Annotated in this window: 19 protein-coding genes and 2 tRNA genes; 5 read left to right on the forward strand and 16 right to left on the reverse strand. The window is 56.2% G+C overall.

Annotated elements, in window-relative coordinates; translation table 11 throughout:
- Positions 1-10: 10 nt before the first annotated feature.
- Together ACH3PB_RS09530 and ACH3PB_RS09535 are read right to left on the reverse strand one after the other, a co-directional pair.
- A tRNA-His gene (locus tag ACH3PB_RS09530) sits at positions 11-86 on the reverse strand.
- A 236-nt stretch (positions 87-322) separates the two neighbouring features.
- Positions 323-399 (reverse strand) — tRNA-Arg (locus tag ACH3PB_RS09535).
- Positions 400-625: 226 nt separating this feature from the next.
- Between ACH3PB_RS09535 and folD the strand changes: the two genes are divergently transcribed.
- The gene (gene folD / locus ACH3PB_RS09540; RefSeq protein WP_416399245.1) at positions 626-1,555 is read left to right on the forward strand and encodes a bifunctional methylenetetrahydrofolate dehydrogenase/methenyltetrahydrofolate cyclohydrolase FolD; all 930 of its coding nucleotides are present in this window, start codon (positions 626-628) and stop codon (positions 1,553-1,555) included.
- Here the strand turns inward: folD and cysS are convergent.
- Both cysS and ACH3PB_RS09550 read right to left on the reverse strand, forming a co-directional pair.
- Positions 1,545-3,047, reverse strand: coding sequence for a cysteine--tRNA ligase (gene cysS / locus ACH3PB_RS09545; protein ID WP_416399247.1), 1,503 nt, complete (start codon positions 3,045-3,047; stop codon positions 1,545-1,547). The genes folD and cysS overlap by 11 nt on opposite strands.
- The gene (locus tag ACH3PB_RS09550; RefSeq protein WP_416399248.1) at positions 3,034-4,827 is read right to left on the reverse strand and encodes a glutamine--tRNA ligase/YqeY domain fusion protein; all 1,794 of its coding nucleotides are present in this window, start codon (positions 4,825-4,827) and stop codon (positions 3,034-3,036) included. Before ACH3PB_RS09550 ends, cysS begins: the two co-directional genes overlap by 14 nt.
- Positions 4,828-4,961: 134 nt before the next feature.
- Between ACH3PB_RS09550 and ACH3PB_RS09555 the strand changes: the two genes are divergently transcribed.
- Both ACH3PB_RS09555 and ACH3PB_RS09560 read left to right on the forward strand, forming a co-directional pair.
- Positions 4,962-5,465, forward strand: coding sequence for a peptidylprolyl isomerase (locus ACH3PB_RS09555; RefSeq protein WP_416399249.1), 504 nt, complete (start codon positions 4,962-4,964; stop codon positions 5,463-5,465).
- A 16-nt stretch (positions 5,466-5,481) separates the two neighbouring features.
- Positions 5,482-6,249: a UDP-2,3-diacylglucosamine diphosphatase gene (locus ACH3PB_RS09560; RefSeq protein ID WP_416399250.1), complete on the forward strand. Its 768-nt coding sequence runs from the start codon at positions 5,482-5,484 to the stop codon at positions 6,247-6,249.
- Positions 6,250-6,260: 11 nt separating this feature from the next.
- On the opposite strand, the gene ACH3PB_RS09565 is transcribed toward ACH3PB_RS09560, so the two are convergent.
- Positions 6,261-6,941, reverse strand: a complete 681-nt coding sequence (locus ACH3PB_RS09565) for a tRNA-(ms[2]io[6]A)-hydroxylase (RefSeq protein ID WP_416399251.1) — start codon at positions 6,939-6,941, stop codon at positions 6,261-6,263.
- Positions 6,942-7,184: 243 nt separating this feature from the next.
- Here ACH3PB_RS09565 and acnB point away from each other — a divergent pair, with 243 nt between their 5' ends.
- On the forward strand, positions 7,185-9,779 hold the full coding sequence (acnB, locus tag ACH3PB_RS09570; RefSeq protein ID WP_416399253.1) for a bifunctional aconitate hydratase 2/2-methylisocitrate dehydratase: 2,595 nt from the start codon (positions 7,185-7,187) through the stop codon (positions 9,777-9,779).
- A 97-nt stretch (positions 9,780-9,876) separates the two neighbouring features.
- On the opposite strand, the gene tmk is transcribed toward acnB, so the two are convergent.
- The 9 genes from tmk to ACH3PB_RS09615 form a co-directional block, all read right to left on the reverse strand.
- Positions 9,877-10,545, reverse strand: coding sequence for a dTMP kinase (gene tmk, locus ACH3PB_RS09575; RefSeq protein WP_416399254.1), 669 nt, complete (start codon positions 10,543-10,545; stop codon positions 9,877-9,879).
- A gap of 2 nt (positions 10,546-10,547) precedes the next feature.
- Entirely contained in the window at positions 10,548-11,594 is a 1,047-nt protein-coding gene (mltG, locus tag ACH3PB_RS09580) for an endolytic transglycosylase MltG (RefSeq protein ID WP_416399255.1), read from the reverse strand.
- A gap of 36 nt (positions 11,595-11,630) precedes the next feature.
- Complete coding sequence (locus ACH3PB_RS09585) at positions 11,631-12,524, reverse strand: aminotransferase class IV (protein WP_416399256.1); 894 nt, start codon at positions 12,522-12,524, stop codon at positions 11,631-11,633.
- 138 nt (positions 12,525-12,662) lie between these two features.
- On the reverse strand, positions 12,663-12,896 hold the full coding sequence (gene acpP, locus ACH3PB_RS09590; protein ID WP_344803589.1) for an acyl carrier protein: 234 nt from the start codon (positions 12,894-12,896) through the stop codon (positions 12,663-12,665).
- Positions 12,897-12,975: 79 nt separating this feature from the next.
- Entirely contained in the window at positions 12,976-13,740 is a 765-nt protein-coding gene (gene fabG / locus ACH3PB_RS09595) for a 3-oxoacyl-ACP reductase FabG (protein WP_416399257.1), read from the reverse strand.
- Complete coding sequence (gene fabD, locus ACH3PB_RS09600; RefSeq protein WP_416399258.1) at positions 13,740-14,720, reverse strand: ACP S-malonyltransferase; 981 nt, start codon at positions 14,718-14,720, stop codon at positions 13,740-13,742. The genes fabG and fabD overlap by 1 nt, the downstream gene beginning before the upstream one ends.
- Before the next feature lie 43 nt (positions 14,721-14,763).
- The gene (plsX, locus tag ACH3PB_RS09605) at positions 14,764-15,804 is read right to left on the reverse strand and encodes a phosphate acyltransferase PlsX (RefSeq protein WP_416399259.1); all 1,041 of its coding nucleotides are present in this window, start codon (positions 15,802-15,804) and stop codon (positions 14,764-14,766) included.
- Positions 15,805-15,841: 37 nt separating this feature from the next.
- Positions 15,842-16,021: a 50S ribosomal protein L32 gene (gene rpmF, locus ACH3PB_RS09610; RefSeq protein ID WP_344803581.1), complete on the reverse strand. Its 180-nt coding sequence runs from the start codon at positions 16,019-16,021 to the stop codon at positions 15,842-15,844.
- Positions 16,022-16,104: 83 nt separating this feature from the next.
- Complete coding sequence (locus ACH3PB_RS09615; RefSeq protein WP_416399260.1) at positions 16,105-16,764, reverse strand: YceD family protein; 660 nt, start codon at positions 16,762-16,764, stop codon at positions 16,105-16,107.
- A 15-nt stretch (positions 16,765-16,779) separates the two neighbouring features.
- Here ACH3PB_RS09615 and ACH3PB_RS09620 point away from each other — a divergent pair, with 15 nt between their 5' ends.
- Positions 16,780-17,511, forward strand: coding sequence for a Maf family protein (locus ACH3PB_RS09620; RefSeq protein WP_416399261.1), 732 nt, complete (start codon positions 16,780-16,782; stop codon positions 17,509-17,511).
- Positions 17,512-17,514: 3 nt separating this feature from the next.
- Here ACH3PB_RS09620 and ACH3PB_RS09625 read toward each other — a convergent pair whose 3' ends face one another.
- Positions 17,515-18,504, reverse strand: coding sequence for a S49 family peptidase (locus ACH3PB_RS09625; protein WP_416399262.1), 990 nt, complete (start codon positions 18,502-18,504; stop codon positions 17,515-17,517).
- The gene (locus tag ACH3PB_RS09630) at positions 18,505-19,485 is read right to left on the reverse strand and encodes an RluA family pseudouridine synthase (protein ID WP_416399263.1); all 981 of its coding nucleotides are present in this window, start codon (positions 19,483-19,485) and stop codon (positions 18,505-18,507) included.
- Positions 19,486-19,516 lie beyond the last annotated feature (31 nt).

Consider the following 19,516-nt stretch of genomic DNA (forward strand, 5'->3'; position numbering starts at 1 on the left):
GCAATCGAATTGGGGTGGACGAAGGGTTTCGAACCCTCGACCGCAGGAATCACAATCCTGAGCTCTACCAGCTGAGCTACGCCCACCATCTCCAGCATGCTGCGCCTTCCAGCCTTGACGGCCTTGCAGACTACAACCCCTTTTGCCAAGGGTGCCGAACCTTTTTTACTCGACTTTCGTTTATCTCACTCTGTCACAACAGATCTGCCGTGTGGAGCTACTTCAACTTGATTCGAGCAATATTCAGGGCCGAGATATTAATAATGCCCTGCCGTGATGTCAAACATTTGTTGTCATTCAATGCAACGAAACCCCGATTGAGTGGCGCGCCCGAGAGGATTCGAACCTCTGACCCACGGCTTAGAAGGCCGTTGCTCTATCCGACTGAGCTACGGGCGCTCATGCAATATGGTAGTACCTTCACATTGAAGCGCGGATAATACGGGCTGGGAACGGCAGAATCAATACAAGCGTGCTCTGCATCACAGAGACCGAGGCGCTCGCGAACCAGGCCATGCTTACCAGCACGAGCAAATTTCGCTACACTTGTGCCGCCAACACAGCCTCGAAACGCCGCCAGTCAACGCGCCGCCTTCGACAACGGATTCCCAGCCAGAGACCATTCATGCCGACCGAGAACAAGTCTACTATCAGCCACGACCACCGCCCCGCAACCGAGCTCACGTTTGAGGAAGCTGTGAAGGGTGGCGCAAGACTCATACCGGGCAAGGCGATTGCAGCCGGAATTCGAGCCGAAGTGAAGCGGGCCGTGGATGAAAGATCGAAGAACGGCCTGCGCGCACCGGGGCTCGCTGTCATTCTCGTAGGTGAAGATCCTGCATCGGCCGTCTATGTAAGTCACAAGACCAAAGCCTGTGAAGAAGTCGGTGTGATGTCCCGCCGCTGCGTCCTGCCGTCAGATGCATCACAAGCCGCACTCGAATCGCTGATCGACGAACTCAACGCTGATAGCGAAATCGATGGCATCCTGCTGCAACTCCCTCTGCCTGGGCATCTGGAAGCCCCACCACTGCTCGAACGCATCAATCCTGCGAAAGACGTGGACGGTTTCCACCCCTATAACATCGGACGGCTGGCACAGCGCATGCCGGCCCTCAGACCTTGCACGCCCAAGGGCATCATTACCCTGCTACAAAAAAGTGGAATCGATCCCAAGGGCAAGGATACCGTAATAGTCGGCGCATCGAATATCGTCGGTCGCCCCATGGCACTGGAGATGCTGCTGGTCGGCAGCACGGTGACGGTCACCCACAAGTTCACCAGCAATCTGGCTCACAAGGTGGCGATGGCGGATATTCTTATTGTGGCGGTTGGCATCCCGGGACTGGTAAAGGGCGAGTGGATCAAGCCAGGCGCTGTAGTCATTGATGTAGGCATCAACCGACTGGAGTGCGGCAGACTATGCGGCGATGTGGAATTCGACGCCGCCGCACAGCGTGCTTCGCTTATCACGCCTGTGCCGGGCGGCGTGGGCCCCATGACGGTAGCTACACTGCTCGAGAATACCCTACTCGCGGCGACGCTTAATCCTTAATAGGACCGGACGGCTCGACGCGCTGCCAGCTGGTACCATCGCGGGTGTCTCTGAGTTTGACACCACGCGCCAACAGGTAATCCCGCACCCTGTCCGACTCGGCATAATCACCGGCTAGCTTCGCCTGCTTCCGTTGCTCGATGAGCTGCTCTATCTCATCCTCGCCCAGCGCCGAATCAGCCGTTTTTGGCGACCAGAGGAAATAGGCTTCCGGATCCTGTTCGAGCAAACCAAGTCGCGAGCCAAGCGCTTTCAAGGTCGCCAGCTGTTCGCCTGGCGGCTCTGCTGTGCGAATGCGCTTGTTGAGCTCTTTAGCAGCAGTGAAAAGCACGGCTACCGCTCCGGCAGTATTGAAATCATCGTTCATGGCCGCATCGAAGGCCGCTACAAGATCCTCGTCCAGCACCTCGGCTTTCGCCCCCTCCTGGCCACACGCATCACGTAAAGCCTGATATAGTCGATCGAGCCCCTGTCGCGCTTCTGCAAGCCCCTGCTCCGAATAATCGATAGCACTTCTATAGTGGCTCGAAACCAGAAAGAAGCGCAGCACTTCGGGCTGATACTTTTCGAGTATTTCGCGGATGGTGAAGAAGTTACCCAATGACTTGGACATCTTCTCCTTGTTCACCCGGACGGCTCCGGCATGCATCCAGAAATTGGCGAATTGCTTGCCGGATGCACACTCTGACTGTGCGATTTCATTTTCGTGGTGCGGGAACTTGAGATCCGGACCACCGCCATGGATGTCGAAAGATTCTCCAAGCTCGTCGAAAGACATTGCCGAACATTCGATGTGCCATCCAGGCCTGCCCTGCCCCCACGGCGATTCCCAGCTCAGTGGCGGCGCTCCGCTACTGCCCGCATCAGACTCTGATACCGCCTTCCAGAGCACGAAGTCTGCAGGATGACGCTTGGCCTCGTTGACCTCGACCCTTGCGCCCGCGACTGACTCCTCGATTTTACGCCGGTTCAGCTTACCGTATTCCGGGAAGGCCTCGATGGAGAAATACACATCGCCATTATCGGCATGATAGGCAGCATGCTGTGAAATCAGGCGCTGAATCAGCTCGATGATTCCGCCGATATGACTAGTGGCCCGTGGCTCGGCATCGGGAGGCAGAACTCCCAATGCGCGCTCATCCTGATGCATGGCATCGATGAACCGATCAGTCAGGGCCACGGGGTCTTCGCCGTTCTCCGCCGCACGCTTCAGAATCTTGTCGTCGACGTCGGTGATATTGCGCACGTACTTGAGCTGGTAGCCTAGCGCCCGCAGATGACGGGTTATGACATCGAAAGCCACCATGACCCGTCCGTGGCCGATGTGGCAGTAGTCATAGACGGTCATCCCGCAGACATACATGCCTACGGTGGCGCCGTCGCCGCTATCCGCAGCATGCAGAGGTTCGAACAGCCGCTTCTGACCACTCATTGTGTCGTGAATGAACAGTCTTCCCGGCGCCGGCCCGACGCTGGTGTCAGCCGTTGTCATCCGCACCTCCAGCCCAGGTGTCACGGAGTGCGACTGTTCTGTAGTAAACACCGGGCGCCTGCGGCCCCGCTGCTATGAAATAGCCGGTACGCTCGAACTGAAGTGGAAAACCGCCACCATCCTGCGCCAGCGAGGCTTCACCCAGCGCGCCCTCGACGACTTGCAGCGAGTTGGGGTTGAGACCTTCCAGGAAGTCGACATCCTTATTGGCTTCAGGCAAGGGCTCACTGAACAATCTATCGTACAGATGCAGGGTCAGCGGCACCGCATGGGCGGCCGACACCCAGTGGATGACCCCTTTCACTTTTCGATCTTCGGGATCACGGCCCAGCGTTTTGTCGTCATATTCGCAGTGGAGCTCAGTTATTTTCCCAGCAGCATCTTTCACACAATCCACGCAGCGAATGACATAGGCGTTGCGTAAGCGCACTTCCTTGCCAAGAACAAGACGTTTGAACTTCTTGTTCGCTTCTTCGCGGAAATCGTCTGCCTCGATATAGATTTCTCTGGAGAACGGCACTGTCCGAGCACCAAAATCCGGATTTTGCGGATGCCTTGCCGCATCGAGCGTCTCGGTCTGACCCTCAGGGTAATTGGTGATGATCACCTTGAGCGGATCCTGCACACACATGGCCCTTGGCGCGCGCTCGTTGAGATCTTCACGCACAGCGAATTCCAGAGTGGACACATCGACCACTGCGTCGCTACGTGTCACCCCAATCATGCGACAGAAGTGATTGAGTGCTTTCGCGGTAAAACCTCGGGCGCGCATGCCAGCGATCGTCGGCATACGTGGATCAGCCCAGCCGTTCACAATGTTCTCGTCAACCAGTCGCTTGAGCTTACGCTTGCTGAGCACCGTGTAATTGAGATTCAGGCGGGCGAACTCGATTTGCACCGGCAGTGCTGGCACATCCGGGGCGCCGAGCGTCGCGAAGTCGACTTCCCGCATTACCCAGTCATACAACGGCCGATGATCTTCGAACTCCAGAGTGCACAGACTATGGCTGATACCTTCGAGCGCATCGCTGATGGGATGCGTGAAATCGTACATCGGGAAAATAGGCCAGATCGCGCCGGTCTGATGATGCTCGGTTCTGCGAATCCGATACAGGATGGGATCGCGCATATTGATATTCGGCGACGCCATATCGATCTTTGCTCGCAGCGTATGCTGACCATCTTCGAATTCGCCGTTTCGCATGGCCTCGAACAGCTTGACGTTCTCCTCAACGGAGCGGTCGCGATATGGGCTATTCTGACCAGGCGAGGTCAGGGTGCCGCGAGTCTGAGTCATCTCCTCAGGCGTCAGACTGCAAACAAAGGCGAGGCCCTTGTTGATCAGCTGTCGCGCTGCCTGATAAATCTCTTCGAAATAACTTGAAGCGAAACGCTCCACACCGAAACTGGGCAGATCGGTGAGCTGCTTGGCCTTGCCGTCCTCATTCAACAACCAGAGCACGTCTTCGCGGATCGCGTCTATGTAGGTCTGCTCTTCCTTCTCGGGATTGGTATCATCGAAGCGCAGATTCATGGTGGCACCGTCGCCACGCTCCGCCACACTGTAGTTCAGGCAAATGGACTTGGCATGACCCAGGTGGAGAAAGCCGTTGGGCTCGGGCGGAAAGCGTGTGCGCAGGGCGGATGGATCCAGCCCCTCGGAAAGCGCCTTGTCCACTCTGGCAAGGATGAAATTATGCACGTCAGCGTGCCGCTTTTCGGTATTGGACTCGCTATCTGCCGCGCCTGTGGGCGTGCCGCTAGCACTGGAATCTGCCATGATGCTCTCTGTGAATGCTGAATGAAGATACAGAGGTGAACTCTGTGATCAAACCTGCTATTTTCCAGCAAGTTGCCTAGCTAAGCAATGGCAGACGCGTTATCAAACCCAAAGCCACACAGGAAGACTCATCAATGGTCAAACTCGAAACCTCCATGGGCGATATCTACATCGAACTCAACCATGAGAAAGCGCCAAAGACAGCAGCCAATTTCGAGAAGTATGTCAAAGACGGTTTTTACGACGGCACGATCTTCCACCGTGTCATCTCCAACTTCATGGTTCAGGGCGGCGGTTTCGAGCCAGGCATGAAGACCAAGAAGACTGGCGAGCCAATTCAGAACGAAGCCGACAATGGCCTGGGCAACAAGAAAGGCACCGTCGCCATGGCTCGAACCATGGACCCCCATTCAGCGAGCGCGCAGTTCTTCATTAACGTGGCAGACAACGGTTTCCTTGACCACAGCGCCAAGACGACCGAAGGCTGGGGCTATGCGGTGTTCGGCGAAGTCGTCAAGGGCATGGACGTGGTCGACAAGATAAAATCGGTCGAAACGACAGTGAAAGGTATGCACCAGGATGTACCTGCTGATGACGTGATCATCAAGAAGGCCACGATCGTCGATTCAGCCAAGTAAAAGGACGCCCTTCCCCTTGGCGATCAAGCAGCACACCTATTTCATAAGTGACCTGCACCTGGACGAGTCGCGACCAGGTGTACTCCTGTTCTTTCACAGATTTCTGGATGCCATCGAGGCGAGCGCAAATGCACTCTATATACTCGGTGACTTCTTTGAAGCCTGGATAGGTGACGATGCCACCGCGCCGTGGCAGAACGAGATTGCAGAGCGACTTGAGCGGCTGGGCCGGTCCGGCTGCGATATCTTCCTCATGCATGGAAACAGGGACTTCCTACTGGGCGATGACTTTGCGAAGCGATGTGGCGGTACACTGCTGCCCGATCCATACGTCACTGACATCTATGGCCGGAAGGTCGTGCTCCTGCATGGCGACAGTCTCTGCACCGACGACGTGCGTTACCAGAAGTTTCGCAGCCTGACACGCGATCAGGCCTGGCAGCGGACGGTACTCGCGCGTCCCGTCGAGGACAGGCTCAAACTGGCGGCGCAACTCCGAACGATGAGCCAGGCAGACAACTCGACCAAGGCCCAGGACATCATGGATGTGAATGCGGCTGCAGTGGCTGGCTGCTTCGACAGGAATGACTGCGACGTGATGATTCATGGTCATACGCACCGTCCGGCCCTGCACGCAACGCCTGGCGACGGCGCCACGCCCCGGTTACGCTATGTCCTGGGCGACTGGCATGAGCATATGCATTACATACGTGCAAACGAAGATGGCATCAGGCTGCTGCGTTTGTCTCCAGACCATCTGGCAAAGTCGGCGGGCGATCTTTGACAGCTGTCGAATCAGCCTGCCAGCAGCAGAGGTGGCCCGCTATGGAAGCGGAAAGTCTCGTCTGGCGCGATGACCAGCGTATTTTCGACTGCTCGCAGTTCGGCCAGCCGCGCCTCTAGTGAATAGCCAGCACGCGCTTCAGCCAGTTCGATGTAGTGCTTGAAATGTCGTCCCTCCGAAGCCAGCAAGCCTCGATAGAAGTCAGCCAGTTCAAGATCTGCTGGCCGACCGGTGTCGACTAGCCATGGCACGAGGGCTGCGAAGCGCTCACAGGAACGTGCTTCTATAAAGGCGCCGACCAGCAGGGCATCGATCAGACGATGCGGTTCATCCTTGCGAATATGAGTCTTCAGAGAACTTGCGTAGCGCGAGGCCGTCTGCTGACGATCGACGATCTGCCTGGCCTGCATATGTGCAGCAACCTGCTCGAAATGACGCAGTTCCTCCCTCGCCAGCTTTGACATCCGCCGACACAACTCTGCGTCCTGGGGATAGCGAAACATGAGCTGCATGGCCGCCGATGCCGCCTTCTTCTCGCACTGGGCATGGTCTACAAGCAGAGCTTCCAGATTATTCACCGCCGTCTGCAGCCAGAGCGTCGGCGTTGAGACACCCAAAAAAGCCTTGATATCGGCAAGCATGCTTAACAGCTGGGCAGACAGCGCTTGATCCTGTGGAGCGTGGTATGACACGGGCAAATTCCTGCTATTTCCTGATTCATTAGAACCTTAAAGTCTATCCGAATTCAGATTCTGGCGCCCGTGCTATCCTCAAAGCAGCCGGTTGTTGTCTCCAGGAATGGCCCTCCCCTCCCCCCACCGGTAAAGATTAACTTACGCGCACATTTCGCGTAGAATGTGCGCCCGAACTGCGCGACCACCTGCGCCAGCCGAACTATCGACGTTCGTACTTTGTCCCGACACGAGGAAAGATCTGTGCTAGAAGCCTATCGCAAACATGTAGAAGAGAGACAAGCTGAGGGCGTCGTTCCAAAGCCCCTGGACGCCGATCAGGTCGCCGGGCTCGTAGAACTGTTGAAGAATCCACCTGCTGGTGAAGAGGATTTCCTTCTCGACCTGCTCGAAAATCGCGTACCACCTGGCGTGGACGAAGCGGCCTACGTCAAGGCTGGCTTCCTGTCTGCCATCGCCAAGGGCGAGACCACTTCCCCGCTGATCGATCGTGCGCGTGCCATCAAGATACTGGGCAACATGCTCGGTGGCTACAACATCGCCACACTGGTCGAACTGCTTGATGACAGCGAGTATGCTGCAATGGCAGCAACCGAGCTCAAGCACACCCTGCTGATGTTCGATATGTTTCACGATGTCGAAGAAAAAGCACAGGCTGGTAACGAGCATGCCAAGGCTGTTATGCAATCATGGGCCGATGCCGAATGGTTCACCAAGCGTGAGAAAGTGCCTGAGAGCATCCGCGTGGCCGTGTTCAAGGTCACTGGCGAAACCAATACTGATGACCTCTCACCAGCACCTGATGCCTGGTCGCGCCCTGACATCCCACTGCACGCCCGTGCCATGTACAAGATGGCCCGTGAAGGTCTGACACCTGACGAACCGGGCAAGGTCGGCCCGATGAAGCAGCTCGATGATCTGCTCAGCCGCGGTATCAAGGTCGCCTTCGTTGGCGATGTAGTTGGAACAGGTTCCTCACGAAAATCAGCCACCAACTCGGTATTGTGGTTTTTCGGTGAAGACATCCCAGGCGTTCCCAACAAAAAGTCTGGCGGTATCTGTATCGGTAACAAGGTAGCCCCTATCTTCTACAACACCATGGAAGATGCCGGCGCCCTCGTTTTCGAAGCACCTGTCGATGAGCTGAACATGGGCGACGTGGTCGAGATTCGCCCGTACGACGGCAAGATCCTGTCCGAATCCGGCGACGTGCTGTCGGAGTTCGAACTGAAGTCCGATGTACTGCTCGACGAAGTCCAGGCTGGTGGCCGTATCAACCTGATCATCGGTCGTGGTCTGACTGACAAGGCTCGCGAATCACTGGGCATGTCCCACTCCAAGGTATTCCGTCGCCCACAGGCACCGGCTGATTCCAACAAGGGTTACACCCTGGCGCAGAAGATGGTTGGCAAGGCTTGCGGCGTTGAAGGCGTACGGTCTGGCCTGTACTGCGAACCAAAGCTGACCACAGTCGGTTCACAGGACACCACTGGCCCGATGACCCGTGACGAGCTGAAAGACCTGGCTTGCTTGGGCTTCTCTGCCGACCTGGTCATGCAGTCCTTCTGTCACACGGCAGCCTATCCGAAGCCGATCGACGTCGAAATGCAGCACACCATGCCTGATTTCATCATGAACCGCGGCGGTGTCTCACTTCGTCCTGGCGACGGCATCATCCACAGCTGGCTCAACCGCATGCTGCTGCCTGACACCGTCGGCACCGGCGGCGATTCGCACACCCGTTTCCCGATGGGCATTTCCTTTCCGGCCGGTTCTGGCCTGGTAGCCTTCGGTGCCGCGACTGGCGTCATGCCGCTGGACATGCCTGAGTCGGTTCTGGTGCGATTCAAGGGCAAGAAGCAGCCGGGCATCACCCTGCGTGACCTCGTGCACGCGATCCCGTATTACGGCATTCAGAAGGGTCTGCTGACTGTAGACAAGAAGGGCAAGAAGAACGCCTTCTCTGGTCGCGTACTCGAGATCGAAGGCCTGGAAGACCTGACCGTCGAGCAGGCGTTCGAATTGAGCGATGCCTCTGCCGAGCGCTCTGCTGCAGGTTGCACCATCACACTGTCAGAAGCCTCTGTTGCAGAGTACCTGAAGTCGAACATCATCATGCTGCGCTGGATGATCGCGGAAGGCTACGGCGATATCCGTACCCTTGAGCGTCGTGCCAAGGCTATGGAAGACTGGCTGGCCAAGCCTTCCCTGATGCGGGCTGATGCCGATGCTGAATATGCTGAAGTGCTGGAAATCGACCTGAGTGAAATCAAGGAGCCGATCGTTTGCGCACCTAACGACCCGGACGATGCCCGTCTGCTTTCAAGCGTCGCTGGCGACAAGGTCAACGAAGTGTTCATCGGTTCGTGCATGACCAACATCGGTCACTTCCGCGCGGCTGGCAAACTGCTCGAGCAGAACTCCGAGCCACTGCAGGTTCGCCTGTGGATGTCTCCGCCGACCAAGATGGACGAGAAGCAGCTGATCGACGAAGGCTACTACGACATCTACAAGAAGAACGACGTGCGCACCGAAATGCCAGGCTGTTCACTCTGCATGGGTAACCAGGCACGAGTCGAAGCTGGCGCGACTGTACTGTCGACTTCTACCCGTAACTTCCCGAACCGACTGGGCGATGGCGCGAACGTCTACCTGACTTCTGCAGAGCTGGCAGCCATTGGCGCTGTCAAAGGCCGTCTGCCGACGGTCGAGGAGTACATGGAGTACGCCGCGAAAATCGACAGCATGTCTGGTGACATCTATCGCTACATGAATTTCCACACGATGGAGAATTATGTTGATAAGTCAAAGGAATCAGTGACCAGACTCTCTGCTTGAATCGACTGAGAGCATTGTTCCTTCCCGGAACAATGCTCTTGGAACAATCAATCTCATCAGACCGGGCCTAGTGCCCGGTTTTTTTATGTTCTCTGACTCAACGCCTATCGAGAGCCCTGCCGACCGCCTCGCCTATGGCGCACTGGACCTGATCGAGGGGCTGGTTTGCATCAATGATGAGAAAGCGAGCCGGAAAGGTCTCAGCCCGACGCAGATAGCCCTGCTGAACCGACTCGAAGAAGCTGATCTTCTCCTGCTCGAAACGATCGCTTTCGCCTCGTGCACGGACCCGCTCCAGTCCAGTGGCCGCATCAACCTTCAGGAAAATAGTCAGATCGGGTTGTAGATCGCCGATGCAGCTAATTTCAAGCTGACGAATAATCGCCGGGTCCAGCCCCCGTGCGGCGCCCTGATAGGCGTAGGTGGCGTCGGTAAAGCGATCACTGACTACATGGACACCGGCCTCCAGTGCTGGCAGGATCTTCTCTTCCACGTGCTGTGCCCTGGCTGCGAATATCAGCAGGAGTTCAGCCATCGCACTAAACCGGAAGGTTTCAGGGCGCACCTTGAGCAGCAGCGCTCTGAGCTCCTCGCCGAGCGTAGTCCCCCCCGGCTCCCTGGTTTGCTCTACAGCGCCGTGTGCACTAAGCAGGCCCGCTATGAAACGCTGGTTGGTGCTTTTGCCGGCGCCTTCAGTCCCCTCTATGGTGACGAAAAGTCCTCTTCGCGCAGGTGTGCCAGATTCAACATGATCGTTCGAGCGCAAGGCTATTTCTCCAACTGCACGGCCGGAGCCGATCGATAATCCTGGCGCCTCTGGAGCTGAAACTCCTTCACCGCCTCCTGATGTTCAGGATAAGTTCTGGAGAACTTATGCGAACCGTCGCCGCGCGCCACGAAGTAAAGCTCGCCGGTTTCATCGGGTTGCGTCGCCGCCATGATTGCGGCAGCGCCCGGCAGTGCGATTGGCGTCGGCGGGAGACCGCTGATGAGGTAGGTATTATACGGAGACATGGTCTGAAGATGCTTGCGGGTGATATTGCCATCATAGCTTTCGCCAATACCATAAATGACCGTTGGATCGGTCTGCAGTCGCATACCCTGTTTCAAGCGGGAAGTGAAAACACCGGCAATACGCTGTCGTTCTTCAACGACCCCAGTTTCCTTTTCAATCAGGGAGGCCAGTATCAGCGCCTCGTAAGGCGTATTTAAAGGCAAGTCAGGGGCTCGCGATTGCCAGCTCTGTTCAAGCACAAGTCGCAGGGCCTGATTGGCCCGGAGCAAAACCGAGCGGTCAGTCTCACCTCGGCGATAGCTGTAGGTTTCAGGCAAGAACAGTCCCTCTGCATTTGTTTCGGGGAACTCAAGCTCCTGTGCGAGCTCTACCGCGGACTGGGCCGTGAGCGTGTGTTGGAGTCGCTCCTGCTGGCTGAGCGCTTGGAGCATATCACCAGTTCGCCAGCCTTCAACTATCGTAAACAGGTACTGTACATTGGAGCCGCTCTGCAGCAAGGCGAATATATCCTCGAGCACCATGCCCGGTTCGAAGCGGTATTCACCGGCCCTCACACCCCGATCGTACCCTTTGTATCGGCCCCAGTAGTACATCAGCCAGTCATGTTCGATGACACCTGCTTCTGCAAGGGAACCCGCCACAGCGCGCAAACTCGACCCGGGCTTCACGTGAAGCTCTACGGCCTCTTGCATTGGTCCGCTGCGCTCGAGGGCATTCTGCAGCCAGAACCACGCCACACCTGCAGCAGCCAGCGTAAGGAAAAGCAGTACCACGGCCGTGATCATTAAGCGCTTCAGCATCCTGAGCCTCTATGGTTATTGTTGTTAGCGCCATGATCAGGCATAGCCACACCTGGCATTCAATTCAGCAGCGAAATTCGTGATCAGCCGACCGCTGGGCAGCTTTATTTCAGCCAGTTCACTCACTGGGCGCACACCCATCACGCTGTTGCAGAGTGCGAGACCATCTATGGGGCAGGCCTCCCAAGCCGTGGGAGGCAGTCTGTCCGCTGGCAGCCATTCGTCATTCAGCACCTGATCAAGCACCTGCAGTCCCCCATCTACATCCAGCCGCATGCGGACAGACTTAACGGCTTCCGATCCCGCGTTTGACGCATTTAATGAATCGAGGAGAGTACTCCGTAGACCACTCCTATCGAGCAAGGGCGTCAGCAGACGACCTTTGGTCTCAATGATTATATTGCTACGGGTGCCTTCAATCAGAAAACCGAGCTCGTCATGCATCAGGCCCTCCCAACAGCAAGCATTTCCATTTTTATTGCCTGTGAGTAACTCGCTTGCCGCGAGAACCTGCTCAAGCCGACTGCAGTGTTTTATGCCACATAGCAGTCGACTGATCATCAAGCGAGTGTCGAGAAGACGCACCTTGATCACATCTGGAATGAGAGGGATTGCATGACAGGTGATGACTTCACGAACGATCGAGGGTGGATCAGGCGGTGTGTAACCACGTCCGCCCTCACCTCTTGACAGTTGCACTCGCACCACATGACGCTGGGCGGAAGCGAGCTCCGTCGCCGTGTTACGGGCTAGTCGACAGCGCTTGAGCAGGTTCGCCGGGTCCACAACATAGTCGAGGGCCAGACGTTGCACGCCGCGTGTTAAACGAAGGATATGCTCATCAAAGAGCACCGGCTCCTGATCAACAAAAAGAATAGTTTCGAAAAGCCCGTCTCCATAGCGGAAACATCGGTCCAGCTCAGAAAACACGGCGCCGCTCAACTGTTATCAGTCAGCTGCATCGACGCCAGCTGGATATACGACCCTGGCATGGGAAATACTGACAGCAGGCCGCTTACGAGACCAGTCCGCCAGCAGAAACATCCGTTACCCTGGAGCAATCAGATGCTACTGATGCGAAACGATGTAATCGATAGCATCCTGAACCGCAGTAATTTTCTCAGCTTCCTCGTCAGGAATCTCCGTCTCGAATTCTTCTTCGAGCGCCATAACCAGCTCGACGGTGTCCAGCGAGTCAGCACCGAGATCTTCCACGAACTTGGAAGTCAGTTGCACGTCAGACTCTTTCACGCCCAGTTGTTCGCAAACAATCTTCTTGACGCGTTCTTCAACAGTACTCATATATTCCTCGCTTCATTTAAAACCGGCTCCGAATGCCAGAGCCGTAGTGTACCAACAAAAAAGGACCGAGGCGAAGCCTCTAGCCCATATAGAGCCCACCATTTACATGGATTGTTTCGCCGGTGATATAGCCGGCTGAGTCTGAGCAGAGGAAGGCGACCAGGGCCGCAACCTCGTTGGGCTGGCCGAGACGCTGTAACGCAATGGCATCCTGCATCGCGTCTCGCTGATCCTGGCTCAATCCCGCAGTCATATCGGTTTCGATGAAACCGGGCGCCACTGAATTGACTGTTATATTTCGTGAGCCCAGCTCCTTCGCCATAGCGCGGCTCAAGCCTTCGACGCCAGCTTTAGAGGCCGCATAGTTGGTTTGGCCTGCATTACCCATACTGGCTACGACAGAGCTGATGTTGACGATACGTCCCCAGCGCTGCTTCATCATGCCTTTGCAGAAATATCTGGACAGTCGGAACACGCCACTGAGATTGGTGGCGATTACACTGTCCCAGGCCTCGTCTTTCATACGCATGAGCAGATTGTCACTGGTCACGCCCGCGTTGTTGACCAGGATACTCACAACGATCTTTTCGGCCTGAAGCTGCTCAGTAAATCCAGCAAGGCTTTCGGCATTGCTGACGTCAAGAACACAGCCCTTCGAAGACGGGGCCGCTGATGAGGGCCGACCCTGAAGGGCCGTCGTAATTGCAGCGGCGCCGTTTTCATTCGTAGCGGTGCCGATAACGACAATACCTGCATCGACCAGGGCGCAAGCTATGGCTGCTCCGATGCCTCTGGAGGCTCCGGTTACAACGGCAACTCGAATCTGTGAATCATTTGCTGCCATTAGCCCGCCACCTCATTGGCTGCTGCTTCGCCGGCCGCACGCCACTCCGAAGCTCGCGAAAGAGCCTTGACGGACACAGAGCGATCTATCTTCTTGAGCAGACCGCTGAGCACCGCGCCTGGACCACATTCGAGCACGACGGTCGGCTGATAGCGAAGCAGCGTCTGCATGCTGCTAACCCACTGAACCGGCGTATAGAGCTGGCGTACCAGCTTGTCTTTTACAGTCTTCAAATCTTGCGCCACTTCACCGTCGAGATTCTGAATAACAGGCACGGCCGGCGCGCTCACAACTGCTGTCTCAATGGCCTCAGCCAATTCCTCAGCGGCCGACTTCATGAGAATACAGTGACTGGGAACGCTGACTGGGACTGGAACAATACGTTTGGCACCCTCTCCTTTCAGCTGTTCCGATGCGCGGGCAACAGCTTTTTTGGTACCCGCAATCACGACCTGACCAGGACAGTTGAAGTTAACAGCTGCCACCAATTCTTTCTGTCCCATCGTCTGGGAAAGATGCTCACAGACATTGATCACATCCTGGTCCTCAAGACCAAGAACTGCGGCCATGGCGGTGTCCATACCGGCGACTGCTGCCTGCATGAGGCGGCCCCGCTCGGCAACGAGTCTGGCTGCAGCACCGAGTTGCACGGTACCGGCAGCACAGAGCGCGGAATATTCACCAAGACTGTGCCCCGCCACGGCGACTGGCGCTTCACCACTGAAGCCTTCGATTTCAAACTGACCGCTTCTGAGCATTCGATAAACGGCCACACTGCCGACAAGGATTGCTGGCTGGGTATATTCAGTTGAGTTCAGTTTCGACTCAGGACCATCGCATACTACCGCCCATAAGTCATAGCCAAGGGCCTCAGAGGCCTCTGCGTAGGTGTCAGCAATGATGGCACTCATTTCAGCGAGCGGCTGAAGCATGCCAATTGATTGGGCGCCCTGGCCAGGGAAGACAAGCGCATAGCTCATGCAGTGTTACCTTGGTTATTCATATTATTGGAAGGCGCCTACATTAAGCATTAAAAGCAATGCTATCAAGCTCGCGACAGACTCTGAGCGCCACTTCTGATCGGGCTTCTGATGCCGCCTGCCTCAAGGCTGCTGCAAATCCGCGCCGATCGGCGGCACCATGGCTCTTGACGACGGTCCCGAGTAGTCCCACGAGGGAGGCGCCATTGTTGTGGTCAGGATCAATTCCGAGACGGATACGGGCGAAAAGCGGACGCGACAGCCGTCTGACAAAGAAAGACCACCAGTGGCCAGTGAGCATCGCATCGACCTGCTTCAGAATCTGCCGGGCAACTTCTTCCCCGGCTTTCAGCGCCGCATTGCCGACGAAGCCATCGCACACGATGACATTGGCGTCTGAATTGAACAGCGCCCCACCCTCGACGAAACCACGATAGTTCAGCCACTTCGCTTCCTCAATGAGCCGAGCTGCGAGGCGGACCTGCTCATTGCCCTTGATGTCTTCAGATCCGATATTCAACAAGGCTATCTGAGGTCGCTCGATATCATGCAGAGCAGACACCAGCGCCGAGCCCATCACGGCAAACTGGAACAGTCTCTCGCCCCGACAGTCGACGTTGGCACCCAGGTCAAGTACGTAGGAAATGGCCGAGCCAAGCTGGAGACGCTTGATAAAAGCCGGGCGCTCGATACTGGTATGAGTGCCGACAAGCGCTTTGGCAAAGACAAGCAGGGCGCCTGTATTGCCTGGAGTGACACAAGCCTGTGCTTCTTGCGCAGCTACACACCGCAGAGCGTCAGCCATGCTACTGTCAGCACGATGCTTATAGGCATAGGTAGGTTTATCGGACTTGTCGATGACACTCGCAGAGTGTCTGACTTCTAGCCGACCATCAGCGAGCAGAGCCTTCAGATCAGCATCTGCAATGCCGGGCATCACAGCTGACTGGGCAACCGTCTGATTGAAAACAATAATCTTGAGCGCCGGGTCGGTTTCAAGCACATCGACTATGGCCTGATACACGACGCCGGGCCCACGATCACCGCCCATTGCGTCAACGGCGATCGTGCAGTTCGCAGCCATCACTCGGCTGCCTTCTCAGCAGGCCTAACTGAGCAGTTTATTCCTGCTCAGTCTCGATGACCTTCTTGCCGCGGTAAAAACCATCAGCAGTGATGTGGTGACGACGATGACGCTCACCAGTAGTTGGATCGGTAGACAGAGCAGGCGCAGAAAGTGCGTCATGCGAACGTCTCATGCCGCGCATTGCACGACTTTTCTTGCTTTTCTGAACTGCCATTGTGAAACCCCTTTCAAATCATTTTCAGGAAAATTGCTGTGAGATCCCGCCGGATTGCATCGCAATCGCACTGGCAGGACCAGTTATTCTTTAGACCCTAATAGTTTGTCCAGACCCTCGAAAGGTCTGTGAGTCTCCGTACTGGCTGCACCTGCTGGCTCTGCAACCACGTCATCTGCATCAGTTTCAGGCTCAACAGAACCTACCGTGACCGTGGACTGCAGGTCACACGGTCTGAGCTGCAGATCACCTATTTCGCCATCAACCGGCAGCGGCTCGTGATACACGAACTGAGGCACCGTAAGCAGTAACTCGTCTTCGACAAGGGTATGCAGCTCAAGACTGCCCTTGTCCAGCAGCACCGGCTCATATTCTACCGGCATTGCTTCAAAATCGGCTTCCGAACGAGCGAGGCCAAATACGCGTGTCGCTTCGATGTTCAAGCCAACCGGCTGGCCGCATCGCTGGCATTCAGCGAAAACGCTACCTTTGATGGTGCCCTGAACAATCGACTGCTTAAGCTCGTCACGGCTAAAATCGAATGCGCCGTTGATCGTCTGCGAACTACTGTCCACTAGAACTTTATCGAGCCTTTTCAGCTGCCTGACCTGGATACTGCCCTTCAGACTGACACGTCGATCGCAGTACGAGTCAGCATCAACACGCGGTGGTAATAGCGATCCAGCTGCCTTAGAGTCCTTCTTTTGGGCGCCTGGCGCATCCATTTCCGTCGGTTTTTTCATAGGGCGCGCATTTTAATGACAGACGCAGTCAAAGTAAAGCATAAGCCATACCCCATCATACTTGCCTCAACTTCCAGGTATCGCGCCGATCTTCTCCGCCAGCTCAATCTGCCATTTTCTGGCGTCGCGCCCGACTATGATGAAGCTGCAGATCCGCTTCGAGAGCGACTCAAAGATGAGCCGGCCGCACTGGCCTGCCATCATGCCCTACAGAAAGCAGTCTCACTTTCCAGGACGAACGCAGCGAGCGTGATTATCGGCAGCGATCAGACCGGAAGCTGCAATGGCAACCTTCTGCATAAGCCTGGCAATGCTCTCGCCGCTCGAGCGCAGCTCAGCGAGTGCGCTGGCAATGAAGCGACTTTTCATACAGCACTGGCCGTCCTGCTGCCCCAGGAGCTCCAGCTACACGATACCAGGGACCAAACGCGGTCGGCATTCAAAGACCGCGACTGGTTCAGAGCGGCACAAGCCGCCTGCAGCACCCGCCACAGGATCGTGAGCCTTGTCGAAACCACGACCCTGCGCTTCCGCGCCCTGACGGCAGATGAAATCGACGGCTATCTGGCTCTGGACGAACCTTACGACTGCGCAGGCAGTTTCAAGATCGAGTCCCACGGCATCGGCCTGTTCGCCAACTACCGTAGTAACGATCCGTCAGCGCTCATAGGCTTACCACTCATCAGCCTGGCTACGATCCTGAGGGCCGCTGGATTCAACCTGTTCAGCAAACCCCAGGATCTCTAGTGGCTAACGAAGCTGCGGAAAGCTCTGCTCGACGAACAAGGCACTGATGCCCTTGCCAATGCTTACCCCAAGCTGTCCCACAAGGTTTTCGAAGGGGTTTTCGCGCAAGGTATAGTCAACGAGCTCTTCAGCGCCAATTATTTCCCGAGCCACGTAGGAGGAGCTGCCAAGACCATCGATCAGACCGAGATCAAGCGCTTGCTCGCCGGACCAGATGACCCCCGAGTAGAGAAGCTCATTCTCCTCTTCGAGCCGATCTCCCCGCCCTTTGCGGACCTGCTCGATGAACTGCTGGTGAGTCGTTTGTAGCACGTCCTCCCACAGTTCACGCTCATAAGGTTTCACCGGTATGAACGGGTCCAGGAAGGCCTTATGTGCACCAGCAGTGAACACCCGACGCTCGACACCGAGCTTCTCGATCGCCTCGACGAATCCGAAGCCGGTTGCCGTTACGCCTATTGAACCCACAAGACTGGCCTTGTCGGCATAAATCATGTCTGCAGCTGCAGCAATGTAGTAGCCACCGGAGGCCCCGATATCGACGATGACCGCATAGGCTTCCTTATCCGGATACTCCGTTCGCAGACGTCGGATTTCGTCATAGATGTACCCAGCCTGGACCGGACTCCCCCCGGGGCTATTGATCCTGATGACCACAGCTTTGGCATCCGGAGCTTCGAATGCAGCCCGCAGAGCGGTGATCACTCGGTCTGCACTGGCACTTTCGCCGGCCATTATGACACCTTCGATATCGACAATGGCCGTATGCTCGCCAGGCGCCACGTTGATACCGCTACCACTCATACTGAAGCGCACGGCAAAGAAAATAAGGAACAGGTACACGAATGTCAGCAGCTTGAAGAAAATTCCCCAACGACGGGAGCGACGCTGCTCACTCACACTTTCAGTGACGATCCGCTGAATGAGGCGCCATTCCTTTTCACTCTCCGGCCTTGTAGGGCCGCGCGAGCCGTCTTCCACTCTTTGAGTCATTTAGTCGTTTCCATAATCGATATCAGATTTTTCAGGTGTTTGTACAGGCAGATGCAGACCGGGCTCAGGATTCCACTGCGCCCTGAGCCGCTGATGTGGCGCATCATCCCATTTGAGAACGAGTTCGGCCGCATGCAGACACAGCCGCCTGACGTTCTGCTCACTGAACCGCCGATTGACTGTCCGATCCCCATACCGTTCGTCACCGATGACAGGACAGCCTGCGTAGGCCGCATGAACCCGTATTTGATGCGTCCTTCCAGTGACCGGACGCGCCTCAACCAGCGTCGCATGCTCAGTACGACCGATCACCGAAAACAGGGTCTGTGAGGCTTTGCCATCACTGGCGACAATTACGCCCTTGTCCTGCCCTACCAGCTTTTTCAGCGGCGCAGTTATCTCCGTCACATGCTTCGGCCATTGTCCGGCCACCCAAGCGTGATAGATCTTCTCCACTCGCCCCTCCTGCAGCATAGACTGCAAGCGCAGAAGCGCGCGGCGTTTTTTCGCGATCAACAGCAAACCCGAAGTTTCCCTGTCGAGACGGTGAACGAGCTCAAGAAAATGGTCGGACTGGCGCACAAGTCTCAGTGACTCGATCAGGCCCGTTTGCAAGCCCGAGCCACCGTGAACCGCTATACCCGATGGCTTATTGATGATCAGGAGCAGCTCGTCCTCAAACACGATGTCGGTAAGCGCATCCGCAGCGATCCGGCCAGCGACGAAACGCTCGGCTGGCGATGTATTGCCTGGACCAGCCTCGGCGTCAACAGCAGACTTGCCGCTAAAGGGCGGAATACGCACGACATCCTCAAGCTTGAGCTTGTTGCTTGGCTTGCAACGTCCTTTGTTAATCCGGACTTCACCTCGTCGAATGGCGTTGTAGATCCGCGACTTGGGCACATCACTGCAGACCCTGAACAGGAAGTTGTCCAGCCGCTGCCCATCAGCGTCCTCGGTAATATTCACGAATCTGACCAAAACCTCTCCTCTATTCAACATATGAAAATCA

Origin of the sequence: Allohahella sp. A8, from assembly GCF_047946665.1 — a bacterium.
GTDB lineage: Bacteria > Pseudomonadota > Gammaproteobacteria > Pseudomonadales > Oleiphilaceae > Allohahella.